Annotated in this window: 11 protein-coding genes and 6 pseudogenes; 8 read left to right on the plus strand and 9 right to left on the minus strand. The window is 69.7% G+C overall.

The window, feature by feature from the left end:
- The first annotated feature begins 212 nt into the window (after positions 1-212).
- From WJ438_RS18220 to cseC, 4 genes and pseudogenes are all read left to right on the plus strand, one after another.
- Positions 213-752, plus strand: a complete 540-nt coding sequence (locus WJ438_RS18220) for a SigE family RNA polymerase sigma factor (RefSeq protein WP_406726194.1) — start codon at positions 213-215, stop codon at positions 750-752.
- Positions 740-1,408 carry a hypothetical protein gene (locus tag WJ438_RS18225; RefSeq protein ID WP_406726195.1) on the plus strand — a complete coding sequence of 223 codons (669 nt, stop codon included), beginning with the start codon at positions 740-742 and terminating at the stop codon, positions 1,406-1,408. The genes WJ438_RS18220 and WJ438_RS18225 overlap by 13 nt, the downstream gene beginning before the upstream one ends.
- A gap of 11 nt (positions 1,409-1,419) precedes the next feature.
- Positions 1,420-2,119, plus strand: a pseudogene (gene cseB, locus WJ438_RS18230) (two-component system response regulator CseB).
- Positions 2,008-3,472: pseudogene (gene cseC / locus WJ438_RS18235) on the plus strand (two-component system sensor histidine kinase CseC). The pseudogenes cseB and cseC overlap by 112 nt, the downstream one beginning before the upstream one ends.
- On the opposite strand, the gene WJ438_RS18240 reads toward cseC, so the two are convergent.
- Positions 3,451-3,822 carry a hypothetical protein gene (locus tag WJ438_RS18240; RefSeq protein WP_406726196.1) on the minus strand — a complete coding sequence of 124 codons (372 nt, stop codon included), beginning with the start codon at positions 3,820-3,822 and terminating at the stop codon, positions 3,451-3,453. The pseudogene cseC and the gene WJ438_RS18240 sit on opposite strands and share 22 nt — an antisense overlap.
- Before the next feature lie 17 nt (positions 3,823-3,839).
- Here WJ438_RS18240 and WJ438_RS18245 point away from each other — a divergent pair.
- A pseudogene (locus WJ438_RS18245) lies at positions 3,840-4,118 on the plus strand (zinc ribbon domain-containing protein); the annotation flags it as partial.
- Positions 4,119-4,151: 33 nt separating this feature from the next.
- Positions 4,152-4,412 (plus strand): annotated as a pseudogene (locus tag WJ438_RS18250) (TetR family transcriptional regulator); the annotation flags it as partial.
- A gap of 142 nt (positions 4,413-4,554) precedes the next feature.
- On the opposite strand, the gene WJ438_RS18255 reads toward WJ438_RS18250, so the two are convergent.
- Entirely contained in the window at positions 4,555-5,244 is a 690-nt protein-coding gene (locus tag WJ438_RS18255; protein ID WP_406726197.1) for a M23 family metallopeptidase, read from the minus strand.
- 440 nt (positions 5,245-5,684) lie between these two features.
- Here WJ438_RS18255 and WJ438_RS18260 point away from each other — a divergent pair.
- Positions 5,685-6,367, plus strand: a pseudogene (locus tag WJ438_RS18260) (HAD family acid phosphatase).
- Between the two features lie 72 nt (positions 6,368-6,439).
- Here the strand turns inward: WJ438_RS18260 and WJ438_RS18265 are convergent.
- Positions 6,440-8,964, minus strand: a pseudogene (locus tag WJ438_RS18265) (ATP-dependent Clp protease ATP-binding subunit).
- 430 nt (positions 8,965-9,394) lie between these two features.
- Between WJ438_RS18265 and WJ438_RS18270 the strand changes: the two are divergent.
- Entirely contained in the window at positions 9,395-10,090 is a 696-nt protein-coding gene (locus WJ438_RS18270; protein WP_406726198.1) for an SCO3374 family protein, read from the plus strand.
- On the opposite strand, the gene WJ438_RS18275 is transcribed toward WJ438_RS18270, so the two are convergent.
- From WJ438_RS18275 to WJ438_RS18300, 6 genes are all read right to left on the minus strand, one after another.
- Complete coding sequence (locus WJ438_RS18275; RefSeq protein ID WP_202281346.1) at positions 10,069-10,404, minus strand: Lsr2 family protein; 336 nt, start codon at positions 10,402-10,404, stop codon at positions 10,069-10,071. The two genes, WJ438_RS18270 and WJ438_RS18275, sit on opposite strands and share 22 nt — an antisense overlap.
- A 287-nt stretch (positions 10,405-10,691) precedes the next feature.
- Entirely contained in the window at positions 10,692-11,225 is a 534-nt protein-coding gene (locus tag WJ438_RS18280) for an amino-acid N-acetyltransferase (protein WP_406726199.1), read from the minus strand.
- A gap of 9 nt (positions 11,226-11,234) precedes the next feature.
- Positions 11,235-11,744: a BlaI/MecI/CopY family transcriptional regulator gene (locus tag WJ438_RS18285; RefSeq protein WP_406726200.1), complete on the minus strand. Its 510-nt coding sequence runs from the start codon at positions 11,742-11,744 to the stop codon at positions 11,235-11,237.
- A gap of 146 nt (positions 11,745-11,890) precedes the next feature.
- Positions 11,891-12,070, minus strand: coding sequence for a hypothetical protein (locus WJ438_RS18290; protein WP_406726201.1), 180 nt, complete (start codon positions 12,068-12,070; stop codon positions 11,891-11,893).
- A 64-nt stretch (positions 12,071-12,134) separates the two neighbouring features.
- Positions 12,135-12,767, minus strand: coding sequence for a hypothetical protein (locus WJ438_RS18295; protein ID WP_406729725.1), 633 nt, complete (start codon positions 12,765-12,767; stop codon positions 12,135-12,137).
- Positions 12,768-12,878: 111 nt separating this feature from the next.
- Positions 12,879-13,676 (minus strand): type III pantothenate kinase, encoded by a 798-nt coding sequence (locus tag WJ438_RS18300; protein WP_406726202.1) that lies wholly within the window; start codon positions 13,674-13,676, stop codon positions 12,879-12,881.
- Between the last annotated feature and the right edge of the window lie 6 nt (positions 13,677-13,682).

Consider the following 13,682-nt stretch of genomic DNA (forward strand, 5'->3'; position numbering starts at 1 on the left):
AACCATCCCACCGCCTCACCCCGTCCCTCCTTCCGTTACACAACCGACGGACAGCCGACGGCCGACCGCAGGCTGCCCCGCACAGTGCCGTGACAACACCTCCGTAACTTCGTTCCCGTGCCCCGCGGTGGGGGACACGACGACCACGGATCACAGCGGTGGGGACCGGAACGCACGGGCGGGCCGGCACGGGGAGCGGAAGGCGGATCACCATGGCGCACGGCGAGGTGCTCGGGTTCGAGGAATACGTCCGCACCCGGCAGGACGCGCTGCTGCGCAGCGCCCGCCGTCTGGTGCCGGACCCCGTCGACGCGCAGGACCTGCTGCAGACCGCGCTGGCCCGGACCTACGGCCGCTGGGACGGCATCGCCGACAAGCGGCTGGCCGACGCCTACCTGCGCCGTGTCATGATCAACACTCGGACCGAGTGGTGGCGCGCCCGCAAGCTGGAGGAGGTGCCGACCGAGCAACTCCCGGACGCCCGCGTGGACGACGCCACGGAGCAGCACGCCGACCGCGCGCTCCTGATGGACGTGCTGAAGGTGCTCGCCCCGAAGCAGCGCAGCGTGGTGGTGCTGCGACACTGGGAGCAGATGTCCACGGAGGAGACGGCCGCCGCCCTCGGCATGTCGGCGGGAACGGTCAAGAGCACGCTGCACCGGGCGCTCGCCCGGCTCCGCGAGGAGTTGGAAGCCCGCGAGCTGGACGCACGCGCGCTGGAGCGTGAGGAGCGGGAGCGTTGCGCGGCCTGACCGGCGCGGGGCCCGACCGGGCCCGGAGCACCGCCCAGGCGGCGACCACGGTGACGTCCGTGCTCGCCGCTCTCGCCCTTGTCGCCACCGCCTGCGGTACGGGCGGCACCGGCGCACGGGACGAGGGGCCCGCGCACGCGGACTCGGTGACCGACCCCCGGCTGTCCGCCCCTTCCTCCTCGCCCTCGCGCATGCCGGTCTCGGCCGGTGCCCGTGTGGACGCGGTGCGGCTGGTCAAGGGCGACCCGACGGTCTCGGCGGTGGTCAAGCGGGAGCTGAAGCCGTGCGTGGCCGACGAGTACCCCGTCGACGTGAGCTACGGGAACCTCACCGGGGGAACCGCGGACGATGTCGTCGTCAACGTGCTGACCTGCGGCAACGCGGTGGGCGTCGGCTCGTACGTGTACCGCGACCAGGACGGCGCGTACAAGAACGTGTTCAAGACCGAGGAGCCGCCCGTGTACGCGGAGATCGACCGCGGGGACCTGGTGGTGACCATGCAGGTGTACGAGCGGGGCGACCCGGTGTCGAGTCCCTCCGGCGAGAACGTGATCACCTATCGCTGGGCCGCGGGCCGGTTCACCGAGGAGTTCCGTACCCACAACGACTACGGCAAGGTGGCGGGCACGGAGCCGACGCCGGTGCCCGACAGCTGAGGAGCACCGGGATGGCAGACCAGACCCACGTCCTGTTCGTCGAGGACGACGACGTCATCCGTGAGGCCACCCAACTCGCCCTGGAGCGGGACGGCTTCGCGGTCACCGCGAAGCCCGACGGGCTGTCCGGCCTGGAGGCGTTCCGGGCGGACCGGCCCGACATCGCGCTGCTGGACGTCATGGTCCCCGGCCTCGACGGCGTCAGCCTGTGCCGGAGCATCCGCGACGAGTCGATGGTGCCGGTGATCATGCTGTCGGCGCGCGCGGACTCCATCGACGTCGTCCTGGGCCTGGAGGCGGGCGCCGACGACTACGTGACCAAGCCGTTCGACGGTGCCGTCCTGGTCGCCCGCATCCGTGCGGTGCTGCGCCGCTTCGACCGGGCGAACGGCGGCCGGGAGGATCCGGCGTCAACGGGCGACGGGGGCGTACTCGCCTTCGGCGAGCTGGAGATCGAACACCGGGGGCATGGAGGTGCGGCGGGCCGGGGAGCCCGTGTCACTGACACCTACCGAGATGCGGCTGCTGCTGGAGTTCTCGTCGGCGCCGGGCACCGTGCTCTCCCGCGACAGACTGCTCGAACGCGTATGGGAGTACGGGTGGGGCGGCGACACCCGGGTCGTCGACGTCCATGTGCAGCGGCTGCGCGGGAAGATCGGCCAGGGCCGCCTCGAGACGGTCCGCGGCTTCGGCTACAAACTGAAGGCCTGAGTACGGGTATGCGGGGGTACTTCCGGCGCCTGGTGCGAGCGGTTCTCGACCGGGCGGGCATCCGGACCGGACTGAGAGGGAAGCTCAGTGCCGCCATCGCCCTGGTCGGCGCGCTGGTGGCGATCGCGCTGAGCCTGGTCGTGCACAACGCGGCCCGGGTGTCGATGCTGGACAACGCGCGCGATCTCGCCGACGAGCGCATCATGATCGCCCAGCGCAACTACGAGCTGTCCGGGCGGCTGAACTTCCCCAGCACCAGGATCGACGACCCCGAGCTGCCGGCCGAGCTGCGGGCGAAGGTCGAGGCGGGCCGACGCGCGACGTACGTGGCCAACCGGCCGGGCGGGACGCCGGACATCTGGGCGGCCGTACCGCTGAAGGACGGGCATGTCATGTCCCTGCACTCGGGCTTCACCGACCGCAGCTCGAACATCCTCAAGGACCTCGACCAGGCCCTGGTGATCGGCTCCATCGCGGTCGTCCTGGGCGGCAGCGCGCTCGGGGTGCTGATCGGCGGCCATCTGTCCCGTCGGCTGCGCAACGCGGCAAGCGCCGCCCACCGGGTCGCCAAGGGAGAGACGGACGTCCGGGTGCGCGAGGCCATCGGCGGGGTCGTCCTGGACGAGACCGACGACCTGGCCAGCGCGGTGGACGCCATGGCGGACGCGCTGCGGCAGCGGCTGGAGGCCGAACGCCGGGTCACCGCCGACATCGCGCACGAACTGCGCACCCCGGTGACCGGCCTGCTGACCGCCGCCGAACTGCTGCCGCCGGGCCGGCCGACCGAACTGGTGCTGGACCGGGCGAAGGCCATGCGCACCCTCGTCGAGGACGTCCTGGAGGTGGCCCGGCTGGACGGCGCCTCCGAGCGGGCCGAACTGCAGGACATACTGCTGGCCCAGTTCGTCACCCGGCGGATCGCGGCGAGGGATCCGGACGTCATGGTGCGCGTGGTGCACGAGTCGGAGGTCACCACCGACCCGCGGCGGCTGGAGCGGGTGCTGTTCAACCTCCTCGCCAACGCCGCCCGGCACGGCAGGCCGCCCATCGAGGTCTCCGTCGAGGGGCGGGTCGTCCGGGTCCGCGACCACGGGCCCGGCTTTCCCGCGGACCTGCTCGCCGAGGGACCGAGACGGTTCCGCACCGGCAGCGCGGACCGCGCCGGCCACGGCCACGGCCTGGGCCTGACCATCGCGGCCGGGCAGGCCCGGGTGCTGGGGGCACGGCTCACCTTCCGCAACGTACGGCCGGCCGCGCGTCCCCGGCGCGCCGGCCGAGGGCGCGGTCGCCGTGCTGTGGCTGCCGGAACACGCGCCGACGGACACGGGGAGCTACCCGATGCTGCCCCAGTGAGGAACCGGCGGGGCGGGCGCGCGGGCGCAGAAAGCCCTCCGGGCGGGAGAGCCGACGGCGGGCTTGGGGACGTACGGGCCGCTCAGGCCGGTTCGCTCATCGCGGTGCCGGGCCGGCTCGCCGTCCTTGGTCTCGGCGGTCTTGGCGGTCTCGGCGGTCTCGGCGGTCTCGGCGATCTCGGGGGCCTGCGTGGTCTCGGCGGTCTCCGCGGTCTCCGCGGTCTCCTCCGTGCCGTTGCAGCAGACGCTTCGGCACCTGCGGAACGCGTTCACCCACTTCTTCGGCAAGCGGTCCGAGTACCCCCGCTTCAAGAGCCGGAAGAAGTCCCGCACGTCCGCCGAGTACACCACCTCGGGTTTCCGTTTCCGCCCGGTACGGGCGGGAAGTGATCGCGGTCGACCGCTTCTTCCCCTCCTCCAGGCTGTGCTCCGCCTGCGGCACCCCGCAGATGAAGATGCCGCTGAGCGTTCGCACCTGGACCTGCGAGAACTGTGGCACGGTCCATGACCGGGACGTGAACGCGGCGGAGAACCTTCTGGCGGCCGGGCCGACCGTGTCGGTCTGTGGAGCCGTGGTAAGACCTCAACGGAGTTCTCCGGGCGGGCGGCCGGCGGTGAAGCGGGAACACCCACGGCGCGAGCCGTAGGAACCCCCTCGTTCAGGAGGGGAGGAGGTCAAGCAGGAGAACCGGACGACCGTGCGCGAGCTGCGCATGGGCCAGATGTTCAAGCACCGCATGCTCGGCCTGCGGGACATCCTCATCGATCCGGACGGGGAGCTGGTCGACCAGGTGCGCTGCGTCAGCGCGCTGTTCACCATGCACGCCGGGATGTTCCTCCTGCGGGACGTGGAAGGCGACCCCGAGGAGAAGCGGAAGGCCGTCCTGGAGGTCGCCGTCGATCTGGTCACGCAGGCTCATCGGGGCGCCGAAGGGTCCTGAGACCCGGGCGCCGGGCCGGCCACCCGGGGAGTTCGCCGTACTGGGTACACGACGCTGGGTACAGGGCCGGCTCTCGGAACGGGGTGGCGGGGCTGGACTCCCGGGAAGAGGTGCCAGGAACGCGGTTCTCAGAACGGCTTTCTCAGAGCTGGACGCCCTTGCCGCGCAGGAACTTGACCGGGTCGATGGCGGAGCCGTAGTTCGGGCTGGTCCGGATCTCGAAGTGCAGGTGGGGGCCGCTGGAGTTGCCCGTGTTGCCGGACAGGGCGATCTTCTGGCCGGTCTTGACGACCTGGCCGACCTGCACGTCGACCGTGGAGAGGTGGGCGTACTGGGAGTACGTCTGGTTGCCGTGCTTGATGACGACGGCGTTGCCGTACGCCGGACCGTCACCGGCGCCGTTGCCGCCCGCCTTCACGACCGTGCCGCCGTGCGCCGCCACGACCTCGGTGCCGTTCGGCACGGCGTAGTCCTGACCGCTGTGGGCGGACTGCCACATGCCGCCGGCCTGGGCGTAGCTCGCGGAGATCTTGTAGTTCTCCACCGGGTCGACCCAGGACGCCGCCTTCTTGGCCGGCTGAGCGGCCTTCTTCGCCTCGGCGGCCTTCTTGGCCTCGACGGCCTTGGTCTTCGCGGCCTTGGCCTGGGCGGCCGCCTGGGCCTCCACGGCACTGGCGGTGGCACTGGTGGTAGCGGTGGCGGCCGTGGTGTTGGCGGCGGCCGCGACCCCGGCTCCCGCGACGACCGAGACCCCGACGCCGACAGCCAGCACGGCAGCACGGGTGCGGAGGTGGGACGCGAGGAAGGAACGGGACGTGACGCGCGGGAACATCGAAACCTCATGGGGAAGGGGGCAGAGGAAAACCACCCGGCGAACAGGTCCGCGCCGCAGTGGCCATTCCTTGGTAACCCGTTCACCCACAAAGCCCCAAAAGGGTCATCTACGACGGAACTTCGTACTTCCGGCATGAGATGCACATCTCTTGACGCAGCCGACAGAGGGGATGAAAGCCCCATTTAAGGCTGATCGATCAGACTCTTAAGAGAAATGTCTGTTTTGCCCTCCAATTCTCACCACTATTGCGGCTAGTACCGGGCAAAACGCCTGTGCAGCATGTCACCGGGAACCGGGGCGGACATTCCATAAATGTGACGTGCGCCTCTAGCCGCCTACCGCGCGGTAACCCTACGGCTCACCTCGCGCCACCCTCGCAGACGAGCATGCGCACGACATGTTGGCAGCGATACGCGCGTGAGAGACCCCACCACCACATGAGAAGCCGACGTCCCTGGCCGCGCCGTGCAGCGGTGACCGCCGTATCCACCGCGGCCCTGGTGGCCCTGGCCGCCTCCGCCCAGGCCGTGACCGCCTCCGGCACTCCCGCGACCACCACCGCGGCACCCACCCACCGCGACGGCCTCGAAGGCCACCTCGACGGCCACGGCAGCCGCCGCAGACGTCGACCACGAGACCTGGGCAGCGGGACTGCCAGGCAGTCATGGACCAGGCCCTGCCCCGGCTGAAGCAGCGCATCGCCAACCCGCGGCCGGGCGAGAAGCAGGCGATCGCCCTCGACATCGACAACACCGCGCTGGAGACCGACTTGGGGTTCAGCTTCCCGCAGCCGGGGCCAACGAGCCGGTCCTGAAGGGCGCCGAGTACGCCCAGGAGCGCGGTGTCGCGGTGTTCTTCGTGACCGCCCGGCCGGGCATCATCCACGCCCTCACCGCCTTCAACCTCGACCACGTCGGTTACGAGTCCGCCGGGCTCCACGTCCGCGGCTTCTTCGACCTGTTCCGGAACGTGGCCGAGTACAAGACGGCACAGCGCGTCGATATCGAGTCGAAGGGCTACACGATCACCACCGACATCGGCAACAGCGCCACCGATCTGTCGGGCGGCCATGCCGAGAAAGACCTACAAGCTGCCGGACTACGACGGTCAGCCGTCGTAGGCGGGGCGTCCGGGCATGCGAAAGGGGCCGGTGCCCTGCTCGGGCACCGGCCCCTTTCAGCTGCCGTGACGCTTACGCTTCCTTGCTGAGGTTCGGGCAGGCTTCCCCGGCCGCCTGCTCGATCGGCGGGACGTCGGGCAGGGCCGACTTCTCCTCACCGCGGAAGGTGAAGATGGCGGTCTCGCCCTCGCCCTCGGTGTCCACGACCACGATGTGACCGGGACGCAGCTCGCCGAAGAGGATCTTCTCCGACAGCGAGTCCTCGATCTCCCGCTGGATGGTCCGGCGCAGCGGCCGGGCGCCCAGCACGGGGTCGTAGCCCCTCTTGGAGAGCAGCTCCTTGGCGGACTGGGAGAGCTCGATGCCCATGTCCCGGTCCTTCAGGCGCTCGTCCACCTTGTCGATCATCAGGTCGACGATCGCGAGGATGTCGTCCGGGGTGAGCTGCGGGAAGACGACCACGTCGTCGACACGGTTGAGGAACTCGGGACGGAAGTGCTGCTTGAGCTCGTCCGACACCTTGTTCTTCATGCGCTCGTAGTTGGTCTTCTTGTCTCCCGCGGCGGCGAAGCCCAGGTTGAAGCCCTTGGAGATGTCCCGGGTGCCGAGGTTGGTCGTCATGATGATGACCGTGTTCTTGAAGTCCACGACCCGGCCCTGGGAGTCGGTCAGGCGACCGTCCTCCAGGATCTGCAGCAGCGAGTTGAAGATGTCCGGGTGGGCCTTCTCGACCTCGTCGAAGAGGACGACCGAGAACGGCTTGCGGCGCACCTTCTCCGTCAGCTGACCGCCCTCCTCGTAGCCCACGTAGCCGGGGGCGAACCGAACAGGCGCGAGACGGTGTGCTTCTCGCTGAACTCCGACATGTCGAGGGAGATCAGCGCGTCCTCGTCACCGAACAGGAACTCGGCGAGGGCCTTGGACAGCTCGGTCTTACCGACACCGGACGGACCGGCGAAGATGAACGAGCCACCGGGACGCTTCGGGTCCTTGAGCCCCGCGCGGGTACGGCGGATCGCCTTGGACAGCGCCTTGACGGCGTCGATCTGGCCGATGACCCGCTTGTGGAGCTCGTCCTCCATGCGCAGCAGACGCGAGGACTCCTCCTCGGTCAGCTTGAAGACCGGGATGCCGGTGGCCGTGGCGAGGACCTCGGCGATCAGGTCGCCGTCGACCTCGGCGACGACGTCCATGTCGCCGGCCTTCCACTCCTTCTCCCGCTTCGCCTTGGCGGCGAGGAGCTGCTTCTCCTTGTCACGCAGCGACGCGGCCTTCTCGAAGTCCTGCGAGTCGATCGCGGACTCCTTGTCCCGGCGGACACCGGCGATCTTCTCGTCGAACTCGCGCAGGTCCGGCGGCGCGGTCATCCGGCGGATACGCATCCGGGAACCGGCCTCGTCGATCAGGTCGATCGCCTTGTCCGGGAGGAAGCGGTCCGAGATGTACCGGTCGGCCAGCGTGGCCGCCTGGACCAGCGCCTCGTCGGTGATGGAGACGCGGTGGTGCGCCTCGTACCGGTCGCGCAGACCCTTGAGGATCTCGATGGTGTGCGGCAGGGACGGCTCGGCGACCTGGATCGGCTGGAAGCGGCGCTCCAGAGCCGCGTCCTTCTCCAGGTGCTTGCGGTACTCGTCCAGCGTGGTGGCGCCGATGGTCTGCAGCTCACCGCGGGCCAGCATCGGCTTCAGGATGGAGGCCGCGTCGATGGCGCCCTCGGCGGCACCCGCACCGACCAGCGTGTGCAGCTCGTCGATGAACAGGATGATGTCGCCGCGGGTGCGGATCTCCTTGAGCACCTTCTTCAGGCGCTCCTCGAAGTCACCGCGGTAGCGGGAGCCGGCGACCAGGGCACCGAGGTCCAGGGTGTAGAGGTGCTTGTCCTTGAGGGTCTCGGGCACCTCACCCTTGACGATGGCCTGGGCGAGGCCTTCGACGACGGCGGTCTTGCCGACGCCGGGCTCACCGATCAGCACCGGGTTGTTCTTGGTACGGCGGGACAGCACCTGCATGACCCGCTCGATCTCCTTCTCGCGCCCGATGACCGGGTCGAGCTTGGACTCACGAGCGGCCTGGGTGAGGTTCCGGCCGAACTGGTCGAGGACCAGGGACGTGGAGGGGGTGCCCTCGGCAGGACCGCCGGCGGTGGCGGTCTCCTTGCCCTGGTAACCGGAGAGCAGCTGGATGACCTGCTGCCGCACCCGGTTCAGATCTGCGCCCAGCTTGACCAGGACCTGAGCGGCGACACCCTCGCCCTCACGGATCAGGCCGAGCAGGATGTGCTCCGTACCGATGTAGTTGTGACCCAGCTGCAGCGCCTCGCGGAGCGACAGCTCGAGCACCTTCTTGGCACGGGGGGTGAAGGGAATGTGACCCGACGGGGCCTGCTGGCCCTGCCCGATGATCTCCTCCACCTGCTGACGGACCGCCTCGAGCGAAATCCCGAGGCTCTCAAGGGCCTTGGCGGCGACACCCTCACCCTCGTGGATCAGGCCCAGGAGGATGTGCTCGGTGCCGATGTAGTTGTGGTTGAGCATCCGGGCTTCTTCCTGAGCCAGGACGACAACCCGCCGCGCGCGGTCGGTGAACCTCTCGAACATCGTTAATCGCTCCTCAGAGCGGTCAGGCAGTGGGGGGAACTTCCCCTCCCTGTCCTTCCGCAGCTTAGTCCCGCAAGCGGGGACCGCTCATTCCAACTGCCGACACCCTCGATGGCCTCCTGACCCCGAACGCCGACATCTGCTCCAACCCGATGGTGCGAGACGATGTTCCCGCAGGCCAGGCAGTTACCCCCATCGCCAGTACGCCCATGGCGAACGGAATACGTCTCCGTCCTGCGTGTCGCCCCTTCCCACTAGGGATGTCTTACCCGCTGCTACCGACAGTCCATGCCGAGTGGCCGGGTTCCCTCCGCTACGGGCGAACAACTTTGCGCCTCCCCGCACCCCCTCGCGCCCCCTGTTCGACACTCCGTGCATACGCGTACGCACCCAGCGTAACCCGAACGGCCTTCCGGCGGTTGCACTTGGCATGGTCGGCCCGAGCGAGCCAGACGGTCCGGTCGATCCCCTCGACCCTCGTGATCCGGACGAGCCGATCGATCCGGTCCGGCACTGGTACGAGAACGAACAGGGCTGGCCGACGGTGCCCGGGGATCCGGTGCGTCTGCCGGTGGGAGTGCGCTTCGACGTCCTGGACGTACCCGCCGAGGCGGGACACGCGGCACTGGAGCGCCTGGGGAGTGACGGGCGGACCGGGCGGCGGTCAGGACCCGCGGCCGCGGGGTTCCCGGTGGCCCTGCGGCGCGGCCGGATGCTGCTGCTGGTGGCCGCGGGCAGCGCGGAGGAACTGCCGGGACTGCTCGACTGGCTGGAGTGGGGCACGCTGGCCCTCGATCTCGCCGCGATCGGCGCGGGCGGTCTCATCGACGCTCCACCGCCCCCCGTGGCCGGCCGCGGCGCTGTCCGGCCGCCTGCGGGCCGCGTCGGTTCACAGGGGGCCGCCGTCTGGCTGCGACCCCCCGAGCCGGGGCGCGAGGTCGAGGCCTCGCTGCCGACGCTGTCGGCGACGGGGGGCCGTGGGGGCGGCGTCCCCGATCTCGTACGACTGGTGAGCACGGTGGCCACTCAGTGCCACCGTGTCCGACTGCTGCGCGCCTACGACCGGCCGCCGGCCGGCATGCGCGAGGCCGGTCGAACCGACGCTCAGCCGTTCGCCCGCTCGTAGGCCTCGCGAATGGCCGCGGGAACACGGCCGCGGTCGTTGACCTCGTGGCCGTTCGCCTTCGCCCAGGCGCGGATCGCCGCGGTGTCCTGGTTGCCGCCGGAAGAAGCGCGGGCCTTTCCGCGCCCACCCGAAGCACGGCCTCCCGTGCGACGACCGCCCTTCACGTAAGGCTCGAGAAGGCCGCGGAGCTTGTCCGCATTGGCGGTGGTGAGATCGATCTCGTATGTCTTGCCGTCCAACGCGAACGTCACGGTCTCGTCCGCCTCGCCGCCGTCGAGGTCGTCGACAAGAAGGACCTGAACCTTCTGTGCCACCGGATTTCCTTTCATCGATAACTTGAGGGCCGGGGTGTGCCGGCATCCGCCGTATCGCCGTCCCCTGTTATATGCACTACTGCAGTACCTCGGAAAGCAAACCGCTTTTGACGAAAAAACACAAACCCCCGGGAGAGGACCGCTGCCCGCCCACAGCCCGGAAACGTGCGCGTTTCGGACATAGGGAACGAGGGCAAGGGCGCGGTGCCGAATATTCCTTGGCGTTGCCCGCGGAGCCCTCCGCCGCATGGCATCGGGTACGGAACACGGGTATGGAACGGCGACGATCACAGATGCAGAAGCATCCGGCTGTTGCCCAGAGTGTTCGGTTTCACTCGTTCGAGACCCAGGAACTCCGCGACTCCCTCGTCATAGGAACGCAGCAGCTCCGCGTACACATCGGTGTCGACCGGCGTCTCACCGATCTCCACGAAGCCGTGCCTGTTGAAGAACTCGACTTCGAAGGTCAGACAGAAAACTCGGCGAACACCGAGCCAGCGGGCGGTCTGCAGCAACTTCTCCAGCAAGCGGTGTCCCACACCGGCGCCCTTCAGGCCGGGCTTCACGGCGAGAGTACGGACTTCCGCGAGGTCTTCCCACATCACATGCAGCGCGCCGCAGCCGACCACCTCGGCGTTGTCGTCCCGTTCCGCGATCCAGAACTCCTGGATCGCCTCGTAAAGCGTCACCGTTGCTTTGTCGAGCAGGATGCCCTTGCGGACGTAGGCGTCAAGGAGGCGGCGCACGGCCGGAACATCGCTGGTGCGGGCCCGGCGGACGGTGATGGCTTTCGCGGTGACATCGGGGCTGTCTGCTGACATGAGCGGACGCTATCGCTCGTCTCGGCCCTCTGCGGAGGCGGGGTTCTCGGCGGGAGGTTCCGTGGGGCCGGGTCGGTGCGCGGATCCGGGTTGTTCACCGGGGCGAGGCTGTCCACCGGATCCGGGATGTTCGGCCCGCCGGGGTCGTTCCGGGGTTTCCGGCAGCCCTGCGACGCGTATCGCGTCCCTGAGGGACTGACGCTGTTCCTCGCTCATCATGCCGAAGAAGGCGACGAGTGCGGCGGCGGCGTTGTCGCTCTGCGACCATGCCTCGTTCATCAGCGCGGCGGCGTAGGCGGCGCGGGTGGAGACCGCCTCATATCGATAGGCCCGGCCTTCCGCCTCGCGGCGCACCCAGCCCTTCTGATGGAGATTGTCCAGAACGGTCATCACCGTGGTGTACGCGATGGACCGTTCCTGCTGTAGATCTTCCAGGACTTCCCGAACGGTCACCGGGCGGTTCCACTTCCACACCCGCGTCATGACCGCGTCTTCGAGTTCTCCCAATGGGCGGGGCACAACTCAGCACAATAGTGGGAAAGACCGCCCGCCGCTTACTGGACGTTCTCGAACATCGGCAAACATGAACAAAAAGGGCGTACGGCCCGTACTCGACCACGCTCGAGCCGTACGCCCGGGCCGGCTCCCGTACTTCCGTGCCCCGGTCAGCCGTCGGCCCGGGCGGAGGGCTGCTGGGCACCCTCCGCGCGCGCGAGGGCCGCGTCCACGGCGGCGTCTTCCTTGGCCTTGTTGGCGCCGCCCTGGGTCTTCACGATCACCCGGATCACAGCGATGAAGAGGGCGGCCATGACGGCCGAGGGCAGCAGCGCGGCGACGTATTCCATGGGTCCAGGGTAGCCAGGGCGCGACGGACGACCGGGCGGGGGTGGGCGCGGTGCGGCGGGTGCTTCAGCCCGCGGCCAGCCGCCGGCCCGACGGGGGCGGGGCGGGCTTGCGGCGGGGGAAGACCTCGCCCGGGGTGGGAACGGGGCGGCCGGGCTTCGGCGCGCCGGGGGCCGGGTCCGGCGCGGGCTCGGGCCGCGGGGCGGACGGCTCGCGCTCCGGCTCCTTCTCGGACTCCTCGCCCTGCCGGGCCTGGCCGCCCGGCAGGGCGAGGAGGCGGGTGCGGAAGGCGGGGACGACGGGCAGGGAGGGAGCGGCAGGGACCGTACGGCCGGCGAGGCGGGCGCGTACGTCCTGCTCGGCGAGGAGCCGACAGCGATCCAGCAGGGCGGCCGCGGCGGGGTTGCCGCGCAGCGCCCGGAGCGCGGCGAGATCGTCGGGGTCGGGGCGGTATCCGGCGCCCAGCGCCTCCTCCAACAGCACGAGATAGCCGGCGACGGTGCCGGGGAGAGCGGCGCGGTAGCGACCGAGGTCGGCCACCAGGAAGGCGCGCAGCCTGGCGCTCTCCCGCGTCGCCTCGTCGAGGGAGCCGGCGAGGCGGAGGCAGTCCTGGACGTCTTCGGCCGAGGCGGACGTGGGGTGCAGGGCGAGGGCGAGGGCACGGCGGAGCACACGCAGTTCCTCCGCGCCGAACACCATGCCGCCGCGCGATCCGTAGGGCGTGGGCATGCCGTGACGATACGCGCTAATCGGACAAAATCCGCATAGCGGATGGGTGTGGCGTGGGGGTCCACCCGGGTGGAAGGCGTTCTACATCCGCGACACGTTCCGTTCGTAGACCAGGCGCAGGCCGATGAGGGTCAGCCAGGGCTCGTGCTCGTCGATGACCGCGCTCTCGCCCAGGACCATCGGCGCCAGTCCGCCCGTCGCGATGACGGTCACCTCGTCGGGGTCGTCGGAGAGCTCGCGGGCCATCCGGCGGGCCACGCCGTCCACCTGGCCGGCGAAGCCGTAGACGATGCCGGACTGCATCGCCTCGACCGTGTTCTTGCCGATCACGCTCCGGGGCCGCACCACCTCGATCTTGCGCAGCTGCGCGGCCTTGACCCCAAGGGCCTCCACCGAGATCTCGATGCCGGGGGCGATGACCCCGCCGACATACTCCCCGCGCGTCGAGATCGCGTCGAAGGTGGTGGCGGTGCCGAAATCGACGACGATCGCCGGGCCACCGTACAGCTCGTTCGCCGCGACCGCGTTGATGATGCGGTCGGCGCCGACCTCCTTGGGGTTGTCGAACTGGATCGGCACGCCCGTCTTCACGCCCGGCTCGACCAGGATCGCGGGAACGTCGCCGTAGTAGCGGCGGGTCACCTCACGGAGTTCGTGCAGGACGGAGGGGACCGTCGCGCAGATGGCGATGCCGTCGATGCCGTCACCCAGTTCGTCGCCGAGCAGGGGGTGCGTGCCCATCAGGCCCTGGAGCAGGACCGCGAGCTCGTCGGCCGTGCGGCGCGGGTCGGTGGAGATCCGCCAGTGTTCGACGATGTCCTCGCCGTCGAACAGACCCAGGACGGTGTGCGTGTTGCCCACGTCGATCGTCAGCAGCATGGCCGG

It is taken from the genome of Streptomyces sp. GD-15H, from assembly GCF_045291515.1.
GTDB lineage: Bacteria > Actinomycetota > Actinomycetes > Streptomycetales > Streptomycetaceae > Streptomyces.